General features: G+C 62.8%; 22 protein-coding genes. 16 read left to right on the forward strand and 6 right to left on the reverse strand.

The window, feature by feature from the left end; all coding sequences use genetic code 11:
- Window positions 1-2 precede the first annotated feature (2 nt).
- Complete coding sequence (locus BBG20_RS22845; RefSeq protein WP_065907445.1) at window positions 3-1,373, reverse strand: sensor histidine kinase; 1,371 nt, start codon at window positions 1,371-1,373, stop codon at window positions 3-5.
- Window positions 1,360-2,088: a response regulator transcription factor gene (locus BBG20_RS22850; protein ID WP_065907447.1), complete on the reverse strand. Its 729-nt coding sequence runs from the start codon at window positions 2,086-2,088 to the stop codon at window positions 1,360-1,362. Before BBG20_RS22850 ends, BBG20_RS22845 begins: the two co-directional genes overlap by 14 nt.
- Before the next feature lie 205 nt (window positions 2,089-2,293).
- On the opposite strand from BBG20_RS22850, the gene BBG20_RS22855 reads away from it, so the two are divergent.
- From BBG20_RS22855 to BBG20_RS22870, 4 genes are all read left to right on the forward strand, one after another.
- Entirely contained in the window at window positions 2,294-5,047 is a 2,754-nt protein-coding gene (locus BBG20_RS22855; protein WP_065907449.1) for a response regulator, read from the forward strand.
- 144 nt (window positions 5,048-5,191) lie between these two features.
- Window positions 5,192-6,181, forward strand: coding sequence for a 2-hydroxyacid dehydrogenase (locus tag BBG20_RS22860; protein ID WP_065907451.1), 990 nt, complete (start codon window positions 5,192-5,194; stop codon window positions 6,179-6,181).
- A 71-nt stretch (window positions 6,182-6,252) separates the two neighbouring features.
- Entirely contained in the window at window positions 6,253-6,693 is a 441-nt protein-coding gene (locus BBG20_RS22865) for a hypothetical protein (protein ID WP_065907453.1), read from the forward strand.
- Window positions 6,690-7,094, forward strand: a complete 405-nt coding sequence (locus BBG20_RS22870; protein ID WP_065907455.1) for an META domain-containing protein — start codon at window positions 6,690-6,692, stop codon at window positions 7,092-7,094. The genes BBG20_RS22865 and BBG20_RS22870 overlap by 4 nt, the downstream gene beginning before the upstream one ends.
- Window positions 7,095-7,233: 139 nt before the next feature.
- Here the strand turns inward: BBG20_RS22870 and BBG20_RS22875 are convergent, their stop codons facing one another.
- Window positions 7,234-7,695: a TlpA family protein disulfide reductase gene (locus tag BBG20_RS22875; RefSeq protein ID WP_065907457.1), complete on the reverse strand. Its 462-nt coding sequence runs from the start codon at window positions 7,693-7,695 to the stop codon at window positions 7,234-7,236.
- A gap of 115 nt (window positions 7,696-7,810) precedes the next feature.
- On the opposite strand from BBG20_RS22875, the gene arsC reads away from it, so the two are divergent.
- Genes arsC through BBG20_RS22890 form a run of 3 tightly spaced genes read left to right on the forward strand, consistent with a single transcriptional unit; the run spans window position 7,811 to window position 9,178 of the window.
- Window positions 7,811-8,164 (forward strand): arsenate reductase (glutaredoxin), encoded by a 354-nt coding sequence (arsC, locus tag BBG20_RS22880; RefSeq protein ID WP_065907458.1) that lies wholly within the window; start codon window positions 7,811-7,813, stop codon window positions 8,162-8,164.
- Window positions 8,161-8,775 carry an NAD(P)H:quinone oxidoreductase gene (gene wrbA / locus BBG20_RS22885; protein WP_065907460.1) on the forward strand — a complete coding sequence of 205 codons (615 nt, stop codon included), beginning with the start codon at window positions 8,161-8,163 and terminating at the stop codon, window positions 8,773-8,775. The genes arsC and wrbA overlap by 4 nt, the downstream gene beginning before the upstream one ends.
- Window positions 8,759-9,178, forward strand: a complete 420-nt coding sequence (locus tag BBG20_RS22890) for a DUF2069 domain-containing protein (protein ID WP_065907462.1) — start codon at window positions 8,759-8,761, stop codon at window positions 9,176-9,178. The genes wrbA and BBG20_RS22890 overlap by 17 nt, the downstream gene beginning before the upstream one ends.
- Window positions 9,179-9,272: 94 nt before the next feature.
- Here BBG20_RS22890 and BBG20_RS22895 read toward each other — a convergent pair whose 3' ends face one another.
- Both BBG20_RS22895 and ttcA read right to left on the reverse strand, forming a co-directional pair.
- Window positions 9,273-9,944: a DNA-3-methyladenine glycosylase I gene (locus tag BBG20_RS22895; protein WP_010209632.1), complete on the reverse strand. Its 672-nt coding sequence runs from the start codon at window positions 9,942-9,944 to the stop codon at window positions 9,273-9,275.
- Window positions 9,945-10,011: 67 nt separating this feature from the next.
- Window positions 10,012-10,836, reverse strand: coding sequence for a tRNA 2-thiocytidine(32) synthetase TtcA (ttcA, locus tag BBG20_RS22900; protein ID WP_065907464.1), 825 nt, complete (start codon window positions 10,834-10,836; stop codon window positions 10,012-10,014).
- A gap of 342 nt (window positions 10,837-11,178) precedes the next feature.
- On the opposite strand from ttcA, the gene BBG20_RS22905 reads away from it, so the two are divergent.
- Complete coding sequence (locus BBG20_RS22905) at window positions 11,179-11,781, forward strand: Yip1 family protein (protein ID WP_065907465.1); 603 nt, start codon at window positions 11,179-11,181, stop codon at window positions 11,779-11,781.
- Between the two features lie 128 nt (window positions 11,782-11,909).
- Entirely contained in the window at window positions 11,910-12,404 is a 495-nt protein-coding gene (locus BBG20_RS22910; protein ID WP_065907486.1) for a SprT family zinc-dependent metalloprotease, read from the forward strand.
- A gap of 103 nt (window positions 12,405-12,507) precedes the next feature.
- Here the strand turns inward: BBG20_RS22910 and BBG20_RS22915 are convergent, their stop codons facing one another.
- Window positions 12,508-13,689 carry a CaiB/BaiF CoA transferase family protein gene (locus BBG20_RS22915; protein WP_065907466.1) on the reverse strand — a complete coding sequence of 394 codons (1,182 nt, stop codon included), beginning with the start codon at window positions 13,687-13,689 and terminating at the stop codon, window positions 12,508-12,510.
- Window positions 13,690-13,846: 157 nt separating this feature from the next.
- Between BBG20_RS22915 and tusD the strand changes: the two genes are divergently transcribed.
- From tusD to BBG20_RS22950, 7 genes are all read left to right on the forward strand, one after another.
- Window positions 13,847-14,239, forward strand: coding sequence for a sulfurtransferase complex subunit TusD (tusD, locus tag BBG20_RS22920; RefSeq protein WP_065907471.1), 393 nt, complete (start codon window positions 13,847-13,849; stop codon window positions 14,237-14,239).
- Between the two features lies 1 nt (window position 14,240).
- The gene (gene tusC, locus BBG20_RS22925; RefSeq protein ID WP_065907473.1) at window positions 14,241-14,591 is read left to right on the forward strand and encodes a sulfurtransferase complex subunit TusC; all 351 of its coding nucleotides are present in this window, start codon (window positions 14,241-14,243) and stop codon (window positions 14,589-14,591) included.
- On the forward strand, window positions 14,591-14,869 hold the full coding sequence (tusB, locus tag BBG20_RS22930) for a sulfurtransferase complex subunit TusB (protein WP_065907474.1): 279 nt from the start codon (window positions 14,591-14,593) through the stop codon (window positions 14,867-14,869). Before tusC ends, tusB begins: the two co-directional genes overlap by 1 nt.
- Entirely contained in the window at window positions 14,866-15,201 is a 336-nt protein-coding gene (locus tag BBG20_RS22935) for a TusE/DsrC/DsvC family sulfur relay protein (RefSeq protein ID WP_065907479.1), read from the forward strand. Before tusB ends, BBG20_RS22935 begins: the two co-directional genes overlap by 4 nt.
- A gap of 14 nt (window positions 15,202-15,215) precedes the next feature.
- On the forward strand, window positions 15,216-16,199 hold the full coding sequence (locus tag BBG20_RS22940; protein WP_404940349.1) for a glycosyl transferase family protein: 984 nt from the start codon (window positions 15,216-15,218) through the stop codon (window positions 16,197-16,199).
- A gap of 88 nt (window positions 16,200-16,287) precedes the next feature.
- The gene (locus BBG20_RS22945) at window positions 16,288-17,283 is read left to right on the forward strand and encodes a glutathione S-transferase family protein (RefSeq protein WP_065907483.1); all 996 of its coding nucleotides are present in this window, start codon (window positions 16,288-16,290) and stop codon (window positions 17,281-17,283) included.
- 32 nt (window positions 17,284-17,315) lie between these two features.
- Window positions 17,316-17,582: a hypothetical protein gene (locus BBG20_RS22950; RefSeq protein WP_141697311.1), complete on the forward strand. Its 267-nt coding sequence runs from the start codon at window positions 17,316-17,318 to the stop codon at window positions 17,580-17,582.
- Window positions 17,583-17,922 lie beyond the last annotated feature (340 nt).

Genomic DNA, 17,922 nt, shown 5'->3' on the forward strand with positions numbered 1-17,922 from the left:
GGTCAGCGCGCCCGCAGACGCAGGTGCACGCGCAGGCCGCTGCCGGTGTTTTCCGCCCACAGGCTGCCTTCCTGGCGCTGCACGGCGTTGCGCGCGATGCTCAAGCCCAGGCCGAAGCCACCGTCGCCGGGGCGTGAACCGTCCAATCGGGTAAAGGGCGCGAAGATTCGCTCCAGGTCCTGCTCGTCGATCCCCCCGCCCTGATCTTCCAGCCAAAGGTGCCAGTACTCGCCATCACGCTGCCCGTCCAGGCTGACGATACCGTCCACTGGCGAATGCCGGATGGCATTGCGCAGGATATTTTCCAGGGCCTGGGCCAGGGTGTTCAGGTTGCCACGCACCCAGCAATCGGCGCCCAGCAGGCACGGCAGGCGCGACGGCGACCAGTCACTTTCAAAGCACGCGTTTTCGCGCAACATGTCCCACAGCGCCTGGAGCTGGATGTCTTCTTGCGGCAACGGCGCCCGCTCGGTGTCCAGCCAGGCCAGTTGCAGGCTGTCTTCCACCAGGCGCTGCATCGCGTCAATCTCGCGGCCGAGTCGCTCGCGCAGTTGCGCCAGGTCCTGCTCACTGTCACAGGCCACACGCAGGCGGCTTAACGGGGTGCGCAGTTCATGGGACATGTCTCGCAGCAATTGCTGCTGCAGTAGCACGGTCCCTTGCAGGCGCTCGGACATCTGGTCGAAAGCCCGGCCCAGCTCGCCCAGTTCATCCTGACGGCTGGTGGCCGCGTGGGACAGCCGCGTATTCAACTGATCGGCACGCCAGGCATTGGCCTGCTCGCGCAGTTGGTTGAGCGGCATGATCAGCAGCCGGTACAAGCCCACACACAGCAACAAGGTAAACAGGCCGGGGATCACACCGTTGGTCACCACCCGCCAGAACAGTTGATAACGCCCCGGCATGAAGCGCTGCGGCAACTCGATCACCAGCGAGCCAGCGTTGGGGTCCACGGGGAATGGGATTTTCAACCACGGCAGGCCTTTGACATGGCGGCTGACCGGCCATTCCAGACCACGCAGGAAAGTCAGGCGCTGGCTTTCCTTGACCGCCAGCGGCTTGCTGCTCAGCGATTGCAAGTCGTTGCCGATCACACCGATCCAGGTCGACTCGCGCTTGGCCATGACCTGCAACCATGCGTCCACTCCGGCACGTCCCTGGGTACTCCACGCCAGCTCGGCGCCTGCCGCGTAGCCCTTGAGAATTTCGCGGGGTTCCTCGGCCAGATAGGCGTTCTGCTCTTCCATGTAGCGGCCCCAGGACCAACTGAGCCAGATCATCAGCAGACAGAAGGCGATCAGCAGGCAGGCCAGTTTCCAGAATAACGAGTGCTTGCCCGGCAACCGCTGCAACGGACGATCAAAGTCCGTCATCAAGAGCACTCAGCACATAACCCTTGCCCCACACCGTGCGCACTTCGCGCTCGGCATAGCCGATGGCCTTGAGCTTGCGGCGGATCTGGCTGATATGCATATCGAGGCTGCGGTCGTGAGGCGCATAGCCACGTTGCAGCACATGCTGGTAGAGGAAGGCCTTGCTGAGCACTTCTTCGCCATTGCGGTGCAGGGTCTCGAGCAGGCGGTATTCGCTGCGGGTCAGCCCGGCCCAGTGTTGCTGGTAGAAGACGTCGCACAGTTCATCGTCAAAACGCAGCGTGCGTGCGTCATCGCGCGCCAGGGTGAGGCTCGGCAGCGGGCGCCGATCCAGGGCCACTCGGCGCAGGATGGCTTCGATGCGCACGCGCAGCTCGATCATGCTGAACGGCTTGGGCAAGTAATCGTCGGCGCCCAGGCGAAAACCACTGACGCGGTCGGCTTCGGCGCCCAGGGCCGACATCAGGATCACCGGGATCGAATGGCTCTGGCGCAGATGGGTCAGGATCGACAGGCCATCCAGCCCGGGCAGCAGGATATCCATCAACACCACGTCGAACGCCTGGTCGCGGGCCATTTGCAGGCCTTGCTGGCCGTTCTGGCACCAGGTGACCTGGAAACCACAGCGGCCCAGGTGCTCATGGACGTAGGCGCCGAGCACGGGGTCGTCTTCGATGGTCAGGATACTGGGTAGGCCAACTGCTGCGGGATTCATTAGCGTCTGCAAGTCATTCTCAATGACTGATTATTCAAGATTACCCCGCGCCAGGCAATCGCCACCCGGCGCCAAATGGCGCGAAGATTGCCGTATGTCATTAATTTGCAAGATTCCTCGCCGTGCAAATGGCTACACTGCGCAAGTGGTGCGGGCCGGATGCCGGTGCAGAAATTCGATAACACTGTGGTAGCAGGAGAGTGGCGTGCTTAGAAGAATGGGGATAAAGGGCCGCGTACTGTTGCTGACCTTATTACCGACCAGCCTGATGGCCTCGTTGTTGGGGGGCTATTTCACCTGGATGCAGCTCTCGGAACTGCAGTCGCAATTGCTGCAGCGCGGCGAAATGATCGCCGAGCAGCTGGCACCGCTGGTGGCACCCGCCTTGAGCGCGCGCAACACGGATCTGCTGGAACGCATCGCCACTCAATCCCTGGAACAGCCGGACGTACGCGCCGTGTCCTTCCTCGCCCCAGACCGCGCGTCCCTCGCCCACGCCGGCCCGACCATGCTCAACCAGCCGCCGGTCGGCAACAGCTCGCACTTGCTGCAGCGCACCGGCAATGACGCCACGCGGTACCTGCTGCCAGTGTTTGGCCGCCATCGCAACCTCGCCGGCGACCTGATTCCCGATGAGGCCGACCGCCTGCTCGGCTGGGTCGAGGTGGAGCTGTCCCACAATGGCATGTTGCTGCGCGGCTACCGCAGCCTGTTCGCCAGCCTGCTGCTGATCGCCATCGGGCTGATCTGCACGGCGGCCCTGGCGCTGCGGATCAGCCGCACCATCAACTCCCCGATCGGCTTGATCAAGCAAGCCGTGGCCCAGCTCAAGGACGGCAACCTGGAAACCCGCCTGCCCGCCCTCGGCAGCCAGGAACTGGACCAGCTCGCCTCGGGCATCAACCGCATGGCCGAGACCCTGCAGAACGCCCGGGAAGAGTTGCAACACAGCATCGACCAGGCCACTGAAGACGTGCGCCAGAACCTGGAAACCATCGAAATCCAGAACATCGAGCTGGACCTGGCGCGCAAAGAGGCGCTGGAAGCCAGCCGCATCAAGTCCGAGTTCCTGGCGAATATGAGCCATGAAATCCGCACGCCGCTCAACGGCATCCTCGGTTTTACCCACCTGCTGCAAAAAAGTGAACTGACCCCGCGGCAGCTGGACTACCTGGGCACCATCGAAAAATCCGCCGACAACCTGCTGGGCATCATCAACGAGATCCTCGATTTCTCGAAAATTGAAGCCGGCAAGCTGGTGCTCGACAGTATCCCGTTCAACCTGCGCGACCTGCTGCAGGACACCCTGACCATCCTCGCCCCCGCCGCGCACGCCAAGCAGCTCGAACTGGTCAGCCTGGTGTACCGCGACACCCCGCTGGCACTGGTCGGCGACCCGCTGCGCCTCAAGCAGATCCTGACCAACCTGATCAGCAACGCGATCAAGTTCACCCGTGAAGGCACCATCGTCGCCCGGGCGATGATCGAGGACGAGCAGGAAGACAGCGTGCAACTGCGCATCAGCGTGCAGGACACCGGCATCGGCCTGTCCAGCCAGGATGTGCGCGCGTTGTTCCAGGCTTTCAGCCAGGCCGACAACTCGTTGTCGCGCCAGCCCGGCGGCACAGGGTTGGGCCTGGTGATTTCCAAGCGCCTGATCGAGCAGATGGGCGGTGAAATCGGCGTCGACAGCACGCCCGGCGAAGGCTCGGAATTCTGGATCAGCCTCAACCTGCCCAAGACCCGCGACGATGTCGAAGACCTGCCGTGTGCGCCGCTGCTGGGCCATCGGGTGGCCGTCCTGGAAAACCACGAACTGGCGCGCCAGGCCTTGCAGCACCAACTCGAAGACTGTGGCCTGCAGGTCACCCCGTTCAACAGCCTCGAAAGCCTGACCAACGGCATCACCAGCGCGCATCAGACCGACCAGGCCATCGATCTTGCGGTGCTCGGCGTGACCGCCAATGACATTCCGCCGGAACGCCTAAACCAACACCTGTGGGACCTCGAACACCTGGGCTGCAAAGTGCTGGTGCTGTGCCCCACCACCGAGCAGATGCTGTTCAACCAGTCGGTACCCAACCCCAACAGCCAGTTGCAGGCCAAGCCGGCTTGCACGCGCAAGCTGCGCAGGGCGCTGTCCGACCTGATCAGCCCACGCCCTTCGCGCAGCGAACCTGGCGAGCCGTTGTCCAGCCGTGCACCGCGCGTGCTGTGTGTGGATGACAACCCGGCCAACCTTTTGCTGGTGCAAACCCTGCTCGAAGACATGGGCGCACGGGTGCGTGCCGTGGAAAGCGGCTATGCGGCCGTCGACGCGGTGAAGCAGGAAACCTTCGACCTGGTGCTGATGGACGTGCAAATGCCCGGCATGGACGGTCGCCAGAGTACCGAGGCGATTCGCCAGTGGGAAAGCGAGCGGCACGGTACGCCGTTGCCGGTGGTCGCCCTCACCGCCCACGCCATGGCCAACGAAAAACGCGCGCTGCTGCAAAGTGGCATGGACGATTACCTGACCAAACCCATCAGCGAGCGGCAACTGGCGCAAGTGGTGTTGAAATGGACCGGCCTGGCCCTGCGCAACCAGGGCCCGGAACGCAGCGCCGATGGCCTCGGCCCTCGCGAGCAACTGCCGGTGCTGGACCACGAAGAAGGCCTGCGCCTGGCCGCCGGCAAGACCGACCTCGCCGCCGACATGCTCGCCATGCTGCTGGCGTCGCTGGAAGCCGACCGCCTGGCCATCAACGTCGCCCGTGATGCCAATGACAACAACGCCCTGATCGAACGCGTCCACCGCCTGCATGGCGCCACTCGCTATTGTGGCGTGCCACAGTTGCGCGCGGCCTGCCAACGTGCCGAAACCCTGCTCAAGCAGGACGACGCCAAGGCCATGCACGCGTTGGACGAACTGGACATGGCTATCGCCCGGCTCGCCAGTGAAGCGCGGGTCAGCGCCTGAACACCGCTGTAGGAGCGCGATTGCTGTGCCAAGGGAGGTGGCGAGAGCGCTTGCTCGCCACGACCCCCCCTCTGCAACACACTTGCTGCAGCAAGTCGCGCCTACGAGCAACGCAACCATTCTACGATCGCAGGGAGCTATTCAATGCGCGTGATTCTTTTCAGCAGCCAAACCTACGACCGCGACAGCTTTCTCGGCGAGCCCTTGCCCGATGGCCTGGAGCTGCAGTTCCAACCGGCCCGGCTCAACCTCGACACCGTGGCCCTGGCCGAACATCACGACGTGGTCTGCGCGTTTATCAATGACGACCTCAGCGCGCCGGTGCTGGAGCAATTGGCCCAGGGCGGCACACGGCTGATCGCCCTGCGGTCGGCCGGCTATAACCATGTGGACCTGCCGGCCGCCCAGCGCCTGGGCCTGACCATCGTGCGTGTGCCCGCCTACTCGCCCCATGCGGTGGCCGAACATGCAGTGGCGCTGATCCTCGCCCTCAATCGCCGCCTGCACCGCGCCTATAACCGCACCCGCGATGGCGATTTCAGCCTGCACGGCCTGACGGGTTTCGACCTGGTGGGCAAGACCGTCGGTGTGGTCGGCACCGGGCAGATCGGCGCCACGTTCGCCAAGATCATGGCCGGCTTCGGTTGCCAGTTGCTCGCCTACGACCCCTTCCCCAACCCGCAGGTCGAGGCCCTCGGCGCCCGCTACGTGAGCCTGCCCGAACTGCTCGCCGAAGCGCAGATCGTCAGCCTGCACTGCCCGTTGACTGCCGACAGCAAACACCTGATCAACGCGCGTTCGCTGGCACAGATGCAACCCGGCGCGATGCTGATCAACACCGGTCGCGGTGGCCTGGTCGACACGCCGGCACTGATCGAGGCGCTCAAGGACGGCCAGCTCGGCTACCTCGGCCTGGATGTGTATGAGGAAGAAGCCCAGTTGTTTTTCGAGGACCGCTCCGACCTGCCGCTGCAGGACGATGTACTCGCGCGCCTGCTGACTTTCCCCAACGTGATCATCACCGCGCACCAGGCCTTCCTCACCCGCGAGGCCCTGGCGGCGATTGCTGGTACGACCCTGGCGAACATTGCAGCGTGGGCCGATGGCCGCGCCCAGAACCGCGTCGAAGGATGATCAGCGGTCATATACCAGGCGCATGATCGGCAGGCACCCGTGATAGGATGCCGCGCCTATTTGGAGGATCCATGGCCGAACACGATTTCCGCTTCAGCTTGCTGAGCCCGCAACACACCCTGATCGAATGCCGCGCCCTGGTGCCGGGCCGTTACCAGGTCACCGGCAACGGTGGCTCGATCAAGCACGGCGACGTGCTGATCGTCACCCTGCGAGGCAGCAAAACCCTGTCGATGCGCCTGACCGTCGAAGGTGACGCGCGCTACTCCATCCGCCCGGCAGGCCAGTGGGTCGCCATGGCCCAGGGGCCGAAATTCGGCGAACTGGAAATTCACACCTGGAAGGTCAACTGCGACAGCTGCGACGCCGTGCTGGAGTTTGAATTCGCGGTGGAAACCAAGCTGACCAAAGAGCCGCTGCAACCGGCCGCCAATGCGCGTGTCAAGGAACTGGGTTGGACCAGCGAGGGCGACAAACATCGCTGCCCGAAATGCCAGCAGGCCGCGCAATGAAAGGCCTGCTTCTGCTCGCCGCCCTCGGTGCGGCCCTGACGGGTTGCGCCGGTGACGCGGTCCGGCTCAAGCAGGATCACAGCTACGTAGTGGAGTGGATTGGTGAGCGGCCGCTGATGGATTACGCGCACCTGACCGTCACCCTCGGTGCCGACGGGCGCGCCTACGGCAATGGCGGTTGCAACCACTGGTTTGCACCGTACACCGTCGACGGCGACAAGCTCAGCTTCGGCAAGATCGGCAGCACCCGCAAACTCTGCGCCGAGGCCCTGATGGAGCAGGAACACCGCTTCTTCCAGGCCCTGCAAGGGGTGCAGCGCTGGGACATCTCACCGATCGAACAGACGCGCTTCTGGCCAGCCGAGGGCCAGCCCATCCGCCTCTGGCTGGAAGAAGGCTGACCCACTCCATCCAGAGATGGCTGAGGTCTAAATGTGGGAGGGGGCTTGCTCCGGAAGGCAGTGTGTCAGTCAGCACTTGATTGGCTGAGCCACCGCATTCGGGAGCAAGCCCCCTCGCACATTTGATCGGGGACCGCCTTTAGCCGCGCAGGGCCTTGAGCTTGGCCAATACGCCTTCTGCAGTCTGCTCACCCATCAACTGCTCGCGCACCTTGCCCTTGTCATCGATGATGTAGGTCACCGGCAATGCTTCGCTGCGCGGAATATCGAAGATCCCGTCCGGGTTCTGCGCCAGCACCGTGAACTTGATGCCCAGCTTGTCGCTGGCTTCCTTCAGCTCTGCGCCTTGCACATTGTCGAAATTGACCCCGAACACGCCTACGCCCTGCCCCTTCAACTGCTCCGCCAGGGCGTTGAGTTCAGGGATTTCCGTGCGGCACGGGCCACACCATTCCGCCCAGTAGTTGACCACCAGCCATTGCTTGTCCAGGCGCTCGGCCGCCACCCTCTGGCCGTTCTGGTCAACGCCGTAGTCATTACCGCAGCCGCTGAGCAGCAGGGTTGTGATGATCGCCAATGCACCGATCAGTCGCCTAGTCATGGGGTAATCCTTCGCAAAAATGAACGTAGGCTGCGACCTAACGCCTCTAACGGTTTAAGGACCGGGCGCAGCGCAGGTAGAATACCTGCCACCTTACGCAAGATGCGACCCGCACATGACCGATCTGACGCTTTATCACAACCCGCGCTGCTCGAAATCCCGCGGTGCGCTCGAACTGCTGGAAGCCCGTGGCCTCGCCCCGACCGTGGTGCGCTACCTGGAAACCCCGCTCGACGCCGCGCAATTGCAGGCCTTGCTGGCCAAGCTCGGCATCAGTGCCCGGCAACTGCTGCGCACCGGTGAAGACGAATACAAGGCCCTGGGCCTGGCCGACGCCAGCCTCAGCGAAGCGCAATTGATTGCCGCCATCGCCGCGCACCCGAAGTTGATGGAACGCCCGATCCTGGAAACCGCCGACACAGCCATCATTGGCCGCCCGCCGGAAAACGTGCTGGAGATCCTGCCGTGACGTCGCCGTATGTGCTGGTGTTGTATTACAGCCGCAATGGCTCGGTGAGCGAAATGGCCCGGCAGATTGCCCGGGGCATCGAGCAAGGCGGGATGGAGGCGCGCTTGCGCACGGTGCCAGCAATCTCCACCGAGTGCGAAGCCGTGGCGCCGAGCATCCCGGAGGAAGGCGCGCTGTATGCCAGCCTCGATGACTTGAAACACTGTTCCGGCCTGGCCCTCGGCAGCCCGACGCGCTTCGGCAATATGGCCGCGCCGCTCAAGTACTTCCTCGACGGCACCAGCAACCTGTGGCTCACCGGCGCGCTCGTCGGCAAGCCGGCCGGGGTGTTCACCTCCACCGCCAGCCTGCACGGCGGCCAGGAAACCACGCTGATGTCGATGCTGCTGCCGCTGCTGCACCACGGCATGCTGATCACCGGCCTGCCGTACAGCGAACAGGCACTGCTCGACACCCAGGGTGGCGGCACCCCGTATGGCGCCAGCCACCATGCCGGGCCGGATGGCAAGCGCCTGCTCGATCAACACGAAATCAGCCTGTGCCGCGCCCTCGGCCTGCGCCTGGCCACCACCGCCACGTTGCTGGAGAACGGCCGTGGCCAGAAAGCCTAAGGTCCTGCCGCCCCAGGCGTGGCTGGAGCCACGGGTCAAGCTCGCGCGCACGCTGAGCCTGCTGGCGTTTTTCGCCCTGGTGGGGTTGCTGTGCGTGTACTACCTGTTCATCGCCGACCTCCACGGCGCCCGCCCGTGGGTGATCCTGCTGATCGAACTGGTGCCGCTGCTGATCCTCGCGCCGGGCATGTTGCTGGGCAGCGCGCGCGGACATTCGTGGATGTGCTTTGTGGTGAACCTGTATTTCATCAAGGGCGCGCTGGCGGCGTACGACCCGAACCGCCAGTGGTTCGGTGTGCTGGAGATGCTCGCGAGCCTGGCGGTGTTCTGTACGGCGTTGCTGTATGTGCGCTGGCGGCATCAGTTGAATCGAAGACTGGCAGCAGAACCTGTGTCTACCTGAGGTCCGCTATCGCAGGCAAGCCAGCTCCCACATGTTGACCGCGGCGCCGATCAAATGTGGGAGCTGGCTTGCCTGCGATGGCCTCACCACAGCCTCAATGATTCACTGTGTAAGCCAGCATCATCGACAACTGGCACATCGGCCGGCCGCTCTCGGCATGCCATTGGTTGAACGCGCCCTGCACCGTCGCCAGGTCGCGCAGGCTGGTCGGCGCCTTGTCGACGATCTTCTGCGCATTCAGCGCGGCCACCACGTCATAACTCGGCACAAACGTATCCTTGCCGACCATGCGCAAAAAGCGCGGCGCCGACAGCCCGCCCAATTGGTGGCCGTGCTTGCTCAGGTACTTCCACAACCCAACGATATCGGTCACCGGCCAGTCGGCGACGAACGCACCAAAGCTGCCCTTTTCCTGCTCGATGTCGAGGATCATCTGCGCGTTGCGCGGCACGCTCTTGAGCTTGCCCAGGTGGCGGATGATGCGCGTGTCCTGCATCAGCCGCTCCAGGTGCTCGGCGCCCATCAACACGACTTTTTCCGGATCGAAGCCGAAGAATACTTGCTCGAACGCCGGCCACTTGGCGTCGACAACGCTGTGTTTCAAGCCAGCGCGAAAGACCCGCAGCGCCAGGGTCGACAGGTAGCGGTCATCACTGATCTTGCGCAATTGCGCCGGGGTCTTGGGTACAGGCAGGTGGGCTTCCAACTCGGCCGCTGAACCGAAGCGGTTCAGACAATATTCGTGCAGCCACTTGTAATCGCGCATGCCCTCTCCTGGCAATGGAATTGAAAACGGCGCCCGCAAGCGCCGTGTGTCAGAGCGTTGAATCGGCTCAGAGGTTCACAACATTGACGAAGCGCGACGCGGCGGTTTCATCAATCTTCAGGCTGGTGAAGTCAAACAGGTTGCGGTCGGCCAGCTGTGACGGGATCACGTTCTGCAGGCTGCGGAAGATGCTCTCGGTACGGCCAGGGGTCTTGCGCTCCCAGTCCACCAGCATCTCCTTGACCACCTGGCGCTGCAGGTTTTCCTGGGAGCCGCACAAATTGCACGGGATGATCGGGAATTGCTTGAAGTCGGAATAGGCCTGGATGTCCTTCTCATTGCAATACGCCAGCGGGCGAATCACCACGTTGCGCCCGTCATCGGCACGCAGCTTGGGCGGCATGGCCTTGAGCGAGCCGTTGAAGAACATATTCAGGAAGAAGGTCTCGACGATGTCGTCACGATGGTGCCCCAGGGCCATCTTGGTCGCGCCGATCTCATCGGCGAACGTGTAGAGCGTGCCACGGCGCAGGCGCGAGCACAGCGAGCAAGTGGTCTTGCCTTCCGGGATCAGCTCCTTGACCACCGAGTAGGTGTCTTTCTCGACGATGTGGTACTCGACGCCCAGTTCCTTGAGGTACGCCGGCAGCACGTGCTCAGGGAAACCCGGTTGTTTCTGGTCCATGTTGACGGCGACGATCTCGAACTGGATCGGCGCGACCTTTTGCAGGTGCAGCAGCACGTCAAGCATGGTGTAGCTGTCTTTGCCGCCGGAGAGGCAGACCATGACCTTGTCGCCATCCTCGATCATGTTGAAATCGGCGACCGCTTCACCGGCCAGGCGACGCAGGCGTTTTTGCAGTTTGTTCTGATTGACCGTAAGAGTGCCCATGGCGCTTGGATCCGCTAGAGGTGTGTGACGAAAAGCGCGGTATTTTACCGATAAGCACCACCGAGTTCCATTGTAGGCGCTGGCTTGCCGGCGATAGCGGTGGTTGCCGTTCCGCGGCAGCCCGTTATACCGCAATCGCCGGCAAGCCGACGCGTACACAGACCTCACCGCGATTAGGGCCCATGTTTACAGCGCGATTTGCTCTAAAGCCCTACAGTTTTTCCGGTCATCCCTTCCTATACTGCGACTTGAGGTCGCACATCACTATCCAGACCTTTCAGGCCAATTGGCCGATGGGCGCTCCGATGGGGGGCGATGGTAATAACGACAGGAGTGACTGGCATGATCCATCACGTCGTGGGGCTGTTTACCCATCCCGACCAGGAATGGCGGGAAATTCGTGGCGATAAAGAAGAAAGCATCAGCCACATGTACCTCACTCACACCTTGATTCTCGCGGCGATCCCCGCCGTGTCCGCCTTTATCGGTACCACCCGGGTCGGTTGGGTGATCGGCAGCCGCGCGCCGGTCATGCTGACCCAGGAAAGCGCGTTGTGGATGACCATCATGTCGTACGCGGCCATGCTCGGCGGCGTGGCAGTGATGGGCGCGTTCATTCACTGGATGGCCCGCACCTACGACGCCAACCCCAGCATGGCGCGGTGCGTAGCCTTTGCCACCTACACCGCGACACCGCTGTTTATCGGCGGGCTGGCGGCGCTCTACCCACATATGTGGCTGGGCATGGTGGTCGGGACGGCGGCGATTTGCTACACGGTGTACCTGCTGTATGTGGGGCTGCCCACCTTCATGAGCATTGATCCCGACGAGGGCTTCCTGTTTTCCAGCTCGGTACTGGCCGTGGGCCTGGTGGTCCTGGTGGCAATCATGGCGTTTACCGTGATTGTCTGGGGGCTGGGCGTCGGCCCGATCTATACCAACTGACCGGTCAAAGGGGTAGGCAAAGCCGCCGCAAGGTGGCTTTGTGCGTTATGCATGACCATTCGGCGCCTGACAGATTCGGAAACACCCGGTTTTGCGGCATACTGGACGTCTCTGGAGATATGGTCAGCATGCCCGAGCAACTCAATACCCGCGTCGAAGATTGTTTCCTGCAAGCCGAATCCTTTTTCAAACGAAGCTTCAAACGCCCCCAGGTCAGCCTCAAGCTGCGGGGCCAGAAGGCCGGTGTCGCGCATTTGCACGAGAACCTGCTGCGCTTCAACCCACAGCTCTACCGCGAAAACAGCCAGCACTTCCTGAAGCAGACCGTGGCTCATGAAGTGGCGCACCTGATCGCCCACCAATTGTTTGGCGAGCGCATCCAGCCGCATGGCGAGGAATGGCAACTGATCATGCGCGGGGTCTATGAACTGCCGCCGGACCGTTGCCACACCTATGCAGTCAAGCGCCGCCAGGTGATGCGCTACATCTACCGTTGCCCGTGTGCGGACAGTGATTTTCCGTTCTCGTCACAGCGCCACGGGATGGTGGCCCAAGGGCGGCGGTATTTGTGCAGGCGGTGCCGGCAGACCTTGGTGTTTACCGGCGAAACCCGGGTGGAGTGAGGCCCCTTCGCAGGCACGCCCACGCCCCCCGTTTGAATGCATTACGAGGATAGGGCGCGGTCAACATGTGGCAACGGGCTTGGCCGCGAAAGCCCCCGCCCAGTCACCCCACAACTTTGGCCTGCCGCAAATCGGCTATCCGCTGCGCACTCAAGCCCAGCTCCGCCAGCACTTCATCACTGTGCGCCCCTACGGCGGCGCCGATATGCCTAGGCTGCGGCAATGCCTCGGAGAACTTCAACGGACAGGCAATCTGCGCCTGGGTCGAGCCATCGCCCCGTGGCACCTGGGTGACCAACGCCCGTGCCTTCAACTGCGGATGCTCCACCGCCTCACTTAAAGCGAGGACAGGCTCCACACACGCGTCCACCCCAGCAAACAACGCGCACAGCTCATCAAAACTGCGCTTCTCGAACTCGACCTGCAGTGCCAGCTTCAAGGCTTGTTGGGCCTCCGGTTTGGGTGACAAGCCTTGCGCCGCCAGCTCCGGGCGGCCCAATGCAGTACACAGTTGTTGCATAAACCCGGGTTCCAGGCTACCCACTGACATCCAGCGCCCATCCCGCGAGCGGTAATAGTCGTAGAAACTGCCGCCATTGAGCACATGCCCCTCCCACGCCGGCTCGACGCCACACGCCAGGTAACCGGCGCCAGCCATGGCATTCAGGCTGAACGAACAGTCGGTCATGCTCACATCCAGGTACTGCCCGAGGCCACTGGTTTGCCGGGCAATCACTGCCGCCAGCAGCCCCACCACCGCATGCAGCGAACCGCCGCCCACATCCGCCAATTGCACGCCCAAGGGCAGTGGCCCGCTGTCCTGGCGACCGGTATAGCTGGCGACGCCGGCCAGGGCGAGGTAATTGATGTCATGCCCGGCACGATCCTTGTAGGGGCCGGTCTGCCCGTAACCCGTGATGGAGACGTAGATCAGCCGTGGGTTGATCGCCTTCAACGCCTCATATCCCAGGCCCAGTCGCTCCATCACCCCGGGGCGGAACTGCTCGAGCACGATGTCGTACTCCTTGACCAGCGCGTATACGATCTCAAGCGCCTCGGCTTGCTTGAGGTCCAGCGCCAGGCTGCGCTTGTTGCGATTGAGGTAGGCGTGGCTCGCCGATGTGCCGTGATCGTGCGGCGGCAATACCCGCAGCAGGTCCATGCGCGTGGGCGATTCGATACGAAGCACCTCGGCGCCCATGTCGGCGAGCATCAATGACGCAAACGGGCCGGGCAGCAAGGTGGAAAAATCCAGCACTTTGAGGGACGCCAAGGGACCTGACATGAACACTCCAGTTGTGTTTCGGGTTCCCACAGACTAGGCAGCCTGGCGCCGACCGGCAATCGTCAGAACGATCAGCGAGGGTGACCGTTTTGATCACGGCGGGCTTTTTCGTGCAGGCGGCTTTATCATTGGCCCACGTTTGCTTGCAGAGTGTTCCATGAAGTTTGCGATTGCAGTGTTTTCCGCCGCCCACGCGCCCTCCTCGCGCCGCGCCCTGCGCTTTGCCCAGGCGGTGCTGGCCGGTGGGCATGAGATTGTGCGGCTGTTTTTCTATCAGGACGGCGTCTACAGCGCTGCCAATAATATCGTCGCGCCCCAGGACGAGCAGGACATCGCCCGCCAGTGGCGCGAGTGGGTCAGTCAGCACCAACTCGACGGTGTGGTCTGCATCGCCGCCGCGTTGCGCCGTGGCGTGCTCAACACCGAGGAAGCCACGCGCTATCAACGCAGCGCAGTGAACCTGGATGCGCCGTGGGCGCTGTCGGGCCTGGGGCAATTGCACGACGCCGCCCAGGCCGCCGACCGCCTGATCTGTTTTGGAGGGCCGTGAGATGTCCAAATCCTTATTGGTGATCAGCCGCCAGGCACCGTGGTCCGGGCCGGGCGCGCGCGAAGCACTGGATATCGTGCTGGCCGGCGGCGCGTTTGATCTGCCGATCGGCCTGCTGTTCCTCGATGACGGCGTGTTCCAGCTGGCGCCGCACCAGGACGCCAAGGCCGTACAGCAGAAGGACCTCAGCGCCAACCTGCAGGCACTGGGCCTGTTCGGCATCGATGATGTGTTCGTCTGCAGCCACAGCCTGGCCGAGCGCGGGCTTATCTCCCCGGCCAGCGCCCAGCCATTGGACAGCGCCGCCATTTCCACGCTGATTGACCGTTACGACCAGGTGATGACCCTCTGATGTCGACTTTACATGTGGTTTCCCACTCGCCGTTCACCGACAGCCGCCTCGCCAGTTGCCTGCGCATCTGTGGCGCCGACGATGCAATCCTGCTGTGCGGCGACGGCGCCTACGGGCTGCACAACCCGGCCCTGCAGGCCAAGGGTGTGAAGGTCCTGGTGCTGGACGAAGACCTGCTGGCGCGCAATCTGCCGCTGCCGGATTGGGCCGACAGCGTCGACTACCCGGGCTTCGTGCAACTGTCGATCGACTACGACAAGGTCAACACCTGGCTATGAACACCTTGACCGTCGGCGCACGCACCCTGGAACTGGACAAGGACGGCTACCTCGTCGACCTGAACGAGTGGTCGACAGAGGTGGCCCACGCCCTGGCCGTCGCCGAAACGCTGGAGTTGACCGCGGACCACTGGGAAATCCTCACCCTGCTGCGCCAGTTCTATGCCGAATTCCAGCTGTCCCCCGCCACGCGCCCGCTGATCAAGTACACCGCCTTGAAACTGGGCCCGGAAAAGGGCAACAGCCTGCACCTCAACAAACTGTTCAACGGCACTCCCGCCAAACTCGCCGCCAAGCTGGCGGGCCTGCCCAGGCCGACGAATTGCTTATGACCGACTTTGCCCCGCTGACCCTTGAAACCCCTGCCGAGCACCCATTTGCGCAATTCGTGCGCATCCTGGGCAAAGGCAAGCGCGGCGCGCGCAACCTCACTCGTGAAGAAGCCCGCGAAGCCATGGGCATGCTGCTCGACGAAAAAGTCGAAGACACCCAGCTCGGCGCCTTCCTGATGCTGCTGCGCCACAAGGAAGAAAGCCCGGAAGAACTCGCCGGCTTCACCGAAGCGGTGCGCGAACGCCTGCACGCCCCGGCCTTGAACGTGGATGTCGACTGGCCGACCTATGCCGGCAAGAAGCGCCACCTGCCGTGGTACCTGCTGGCGGCCAAGTGCCTGGCGCAGAACGGTGTGCGCATCCTCATGCACGGCGGCGGCGCACACACCGCCGGCCGCTTGTACACCGAGCAATTGCTGGAGGGCTTGCAGATCCCGCTGTGCCGCAACTGGCAGCAGGTCGGCGCCGCGTTCGAACGAGGCAACCTGGCATTTATTCCCCTGGGCGACTGGGCGCCGCAACTGCAGCGCATGATCGACCTGCGCAACACCCTGGGCCTGCGCTCGCCGATCCACTCCCTGGCACGCCTGCTCAACCCGCTGAATGCACGCTGCGGCCTGCAAAGCATCTTCCACCCCGGCTATCAGGGCGTGCACCGCGATGCCAGCGGCCTGCTCGGCGACAATGTGATTGTGGTCAAGGGGGATGGCGGCGAAGTCGAGATCAATCCCGACACCATCAGCCACCTGTACGGCACCACCGGCGGCGAAAGCTGGGACGAAGAATGGCCCGCCCTTTCCGCCCAGCGCCATGTCAAACCCGCGAGCCTTGAGCCGGATCATTTAAAAGCCGTGTGGCGCGGCGACGCCGAAGACAGCTACCCGCAACTGGCGCTGATCGCGACCATGGCCCTGGCGCTGCGTGGCCTTGGCCACCCACGGGAACAGGCGTTCACATTGGCGCAGCAGTACTGGGATGCACGGGATAAATCGATTTAATCGATGATTCACGCCCGGTCTTTGCGCTTTTAGTTCGAACTCATCCCTTTAGACTGGGCTCCAACGCTTATTAGCCAAGGAGCCAGTCATGGGTTTGCTGATCGAAGGGCACTGGAAGGACCAGTGGTACGAAAGTAGCGCCGACGGCGCTTTCCAGCGTGAACAGGCGCAACGCCGAAACTGGGTGACCGCCGATGGTGCGCCCGGCCCCAGCGGCGAAGGCGGCTTCAGGGCCGAAGCCGGTCGCTATCACCTCTACGTCTCCCTTGCCTGCCCTTGGGCGCATCGCACGCTGATCCTGCGCAAGCTCAAGGGCCTGGAAAGCCTGATCGACGTGTCAGTGGTCAGTTGGTTGATGCTGGAAAACGGCTGGACCTTCGACAAGACCCACGGCTCCACCGGCGACACGCTGGATGGCTTCGACTTCATGCACCAGCGTTACACCGCCGACACCGCCGACTACACCGGGCGCGTCACCGTGCCGGTGTTGTGGGACAAGAAACTGCAGCGCATCGTGAGCAATGAGTCAGCGGAAATCATCCGCATGTTCAACAGCGCCTTCAACGAGCTGACCGGCAATACCCTGGACTTCTACCCGCAGGCACTGCGCCCGAGCATCGACGCGCTGAACGAGCGGATCTACCCGGCCGTGAACAATGGCGTGTACCGCGCCGGCTTTGCCACCGCGCAAAAGGCCTATGAAAGTGCATTTGATGATGTGTTTGCCGAACTGGATCACCTGGAGCAGCACCTGCAAGTACATCGCTACCTGGCCGGTGAGTACCTGACCGAGGCGGATGTGCGCCTGTTCACCACGCTGATCCGTTTTGATGCGGTGTATTACAGCCACTTCAAATGCAACCTGCGGCGGATTGCCGATTATCCGAACCTGTCGAATTGGTTGCGGGAGATGTACCAATGGCCGGGCGTGGCCGAGACGGTGGATTTTGCGCATATCAAGGGGCATTACTATGCGAGCCACCAGACCATCAATCCGACGGCAATCGTGCCGAAAGGGCCGTTGCAGAGTTTTGATGCCGCCCATGATCGGGCTCGCCTTGCCGGGAAAGGCGTCTTGAGCTGAGACGACCCGGTGTCTGTGGGGTGGGGCTTGCTATGGCTAGCAAGCTTCTCGAAGCCAGCAGGCATCTTGAGGCTAGTGGGATTCTTGAGGTCAGTGGGCTTCTGGAAGTCAGTGGGCTTCTTGAGGTCAGCGGGCATCTTGAGGTCAGTGGGCTTCTTGAGGTCAGCGGGCTTCTTGAGGTCAGCGGGCATCTTGAGGTCAGTGGGCTTCTTGAGGTCAGCGGGCTTCTTGTGGCGAGCGGGCTTGCCCCGCGTTGGGGCGCGAAGCGGCCCCAAAACCTGCCGACACGGTCTTCCTGAAACTGCGCGGCGAGTGTACTGGGGCCGCTTCGCGCCCCAACGCGGGGCAAGCCCGCTCGCCACAGGAATCTCCACTGACCTCAGGAATATCACTGGCCTCAGGAATCTCCACTGACCCCAGGAATCTCACTGGCCTCAGGAATCTCCACTGACCTCAGGAGTCTCGCTGGCCTCAGGAATCTCCACTGACCTCAGGAATATCACTGGCCACAGGAATCTCCACTGACCTCAGGAATATCACTGGCCACAGGAATCTCCACTGACCTCAGGAATATCACTGTCCTCAGGAATCTCCACTGACCTCAGGAATCTCCACTGACCTCAGGAATCTCCACTGACC

Origin of the sequence: Pseudomonas aylmerensis (assembly GCF_001702265.1) — a bacterium.
GTDB lineage: Bacteria > Pseudomonadota > Gammaproteobacteria > Pseudomonadales > Pseudomonadaceae > Aquipseudomonas > Aquipseudomonas aylmerensis.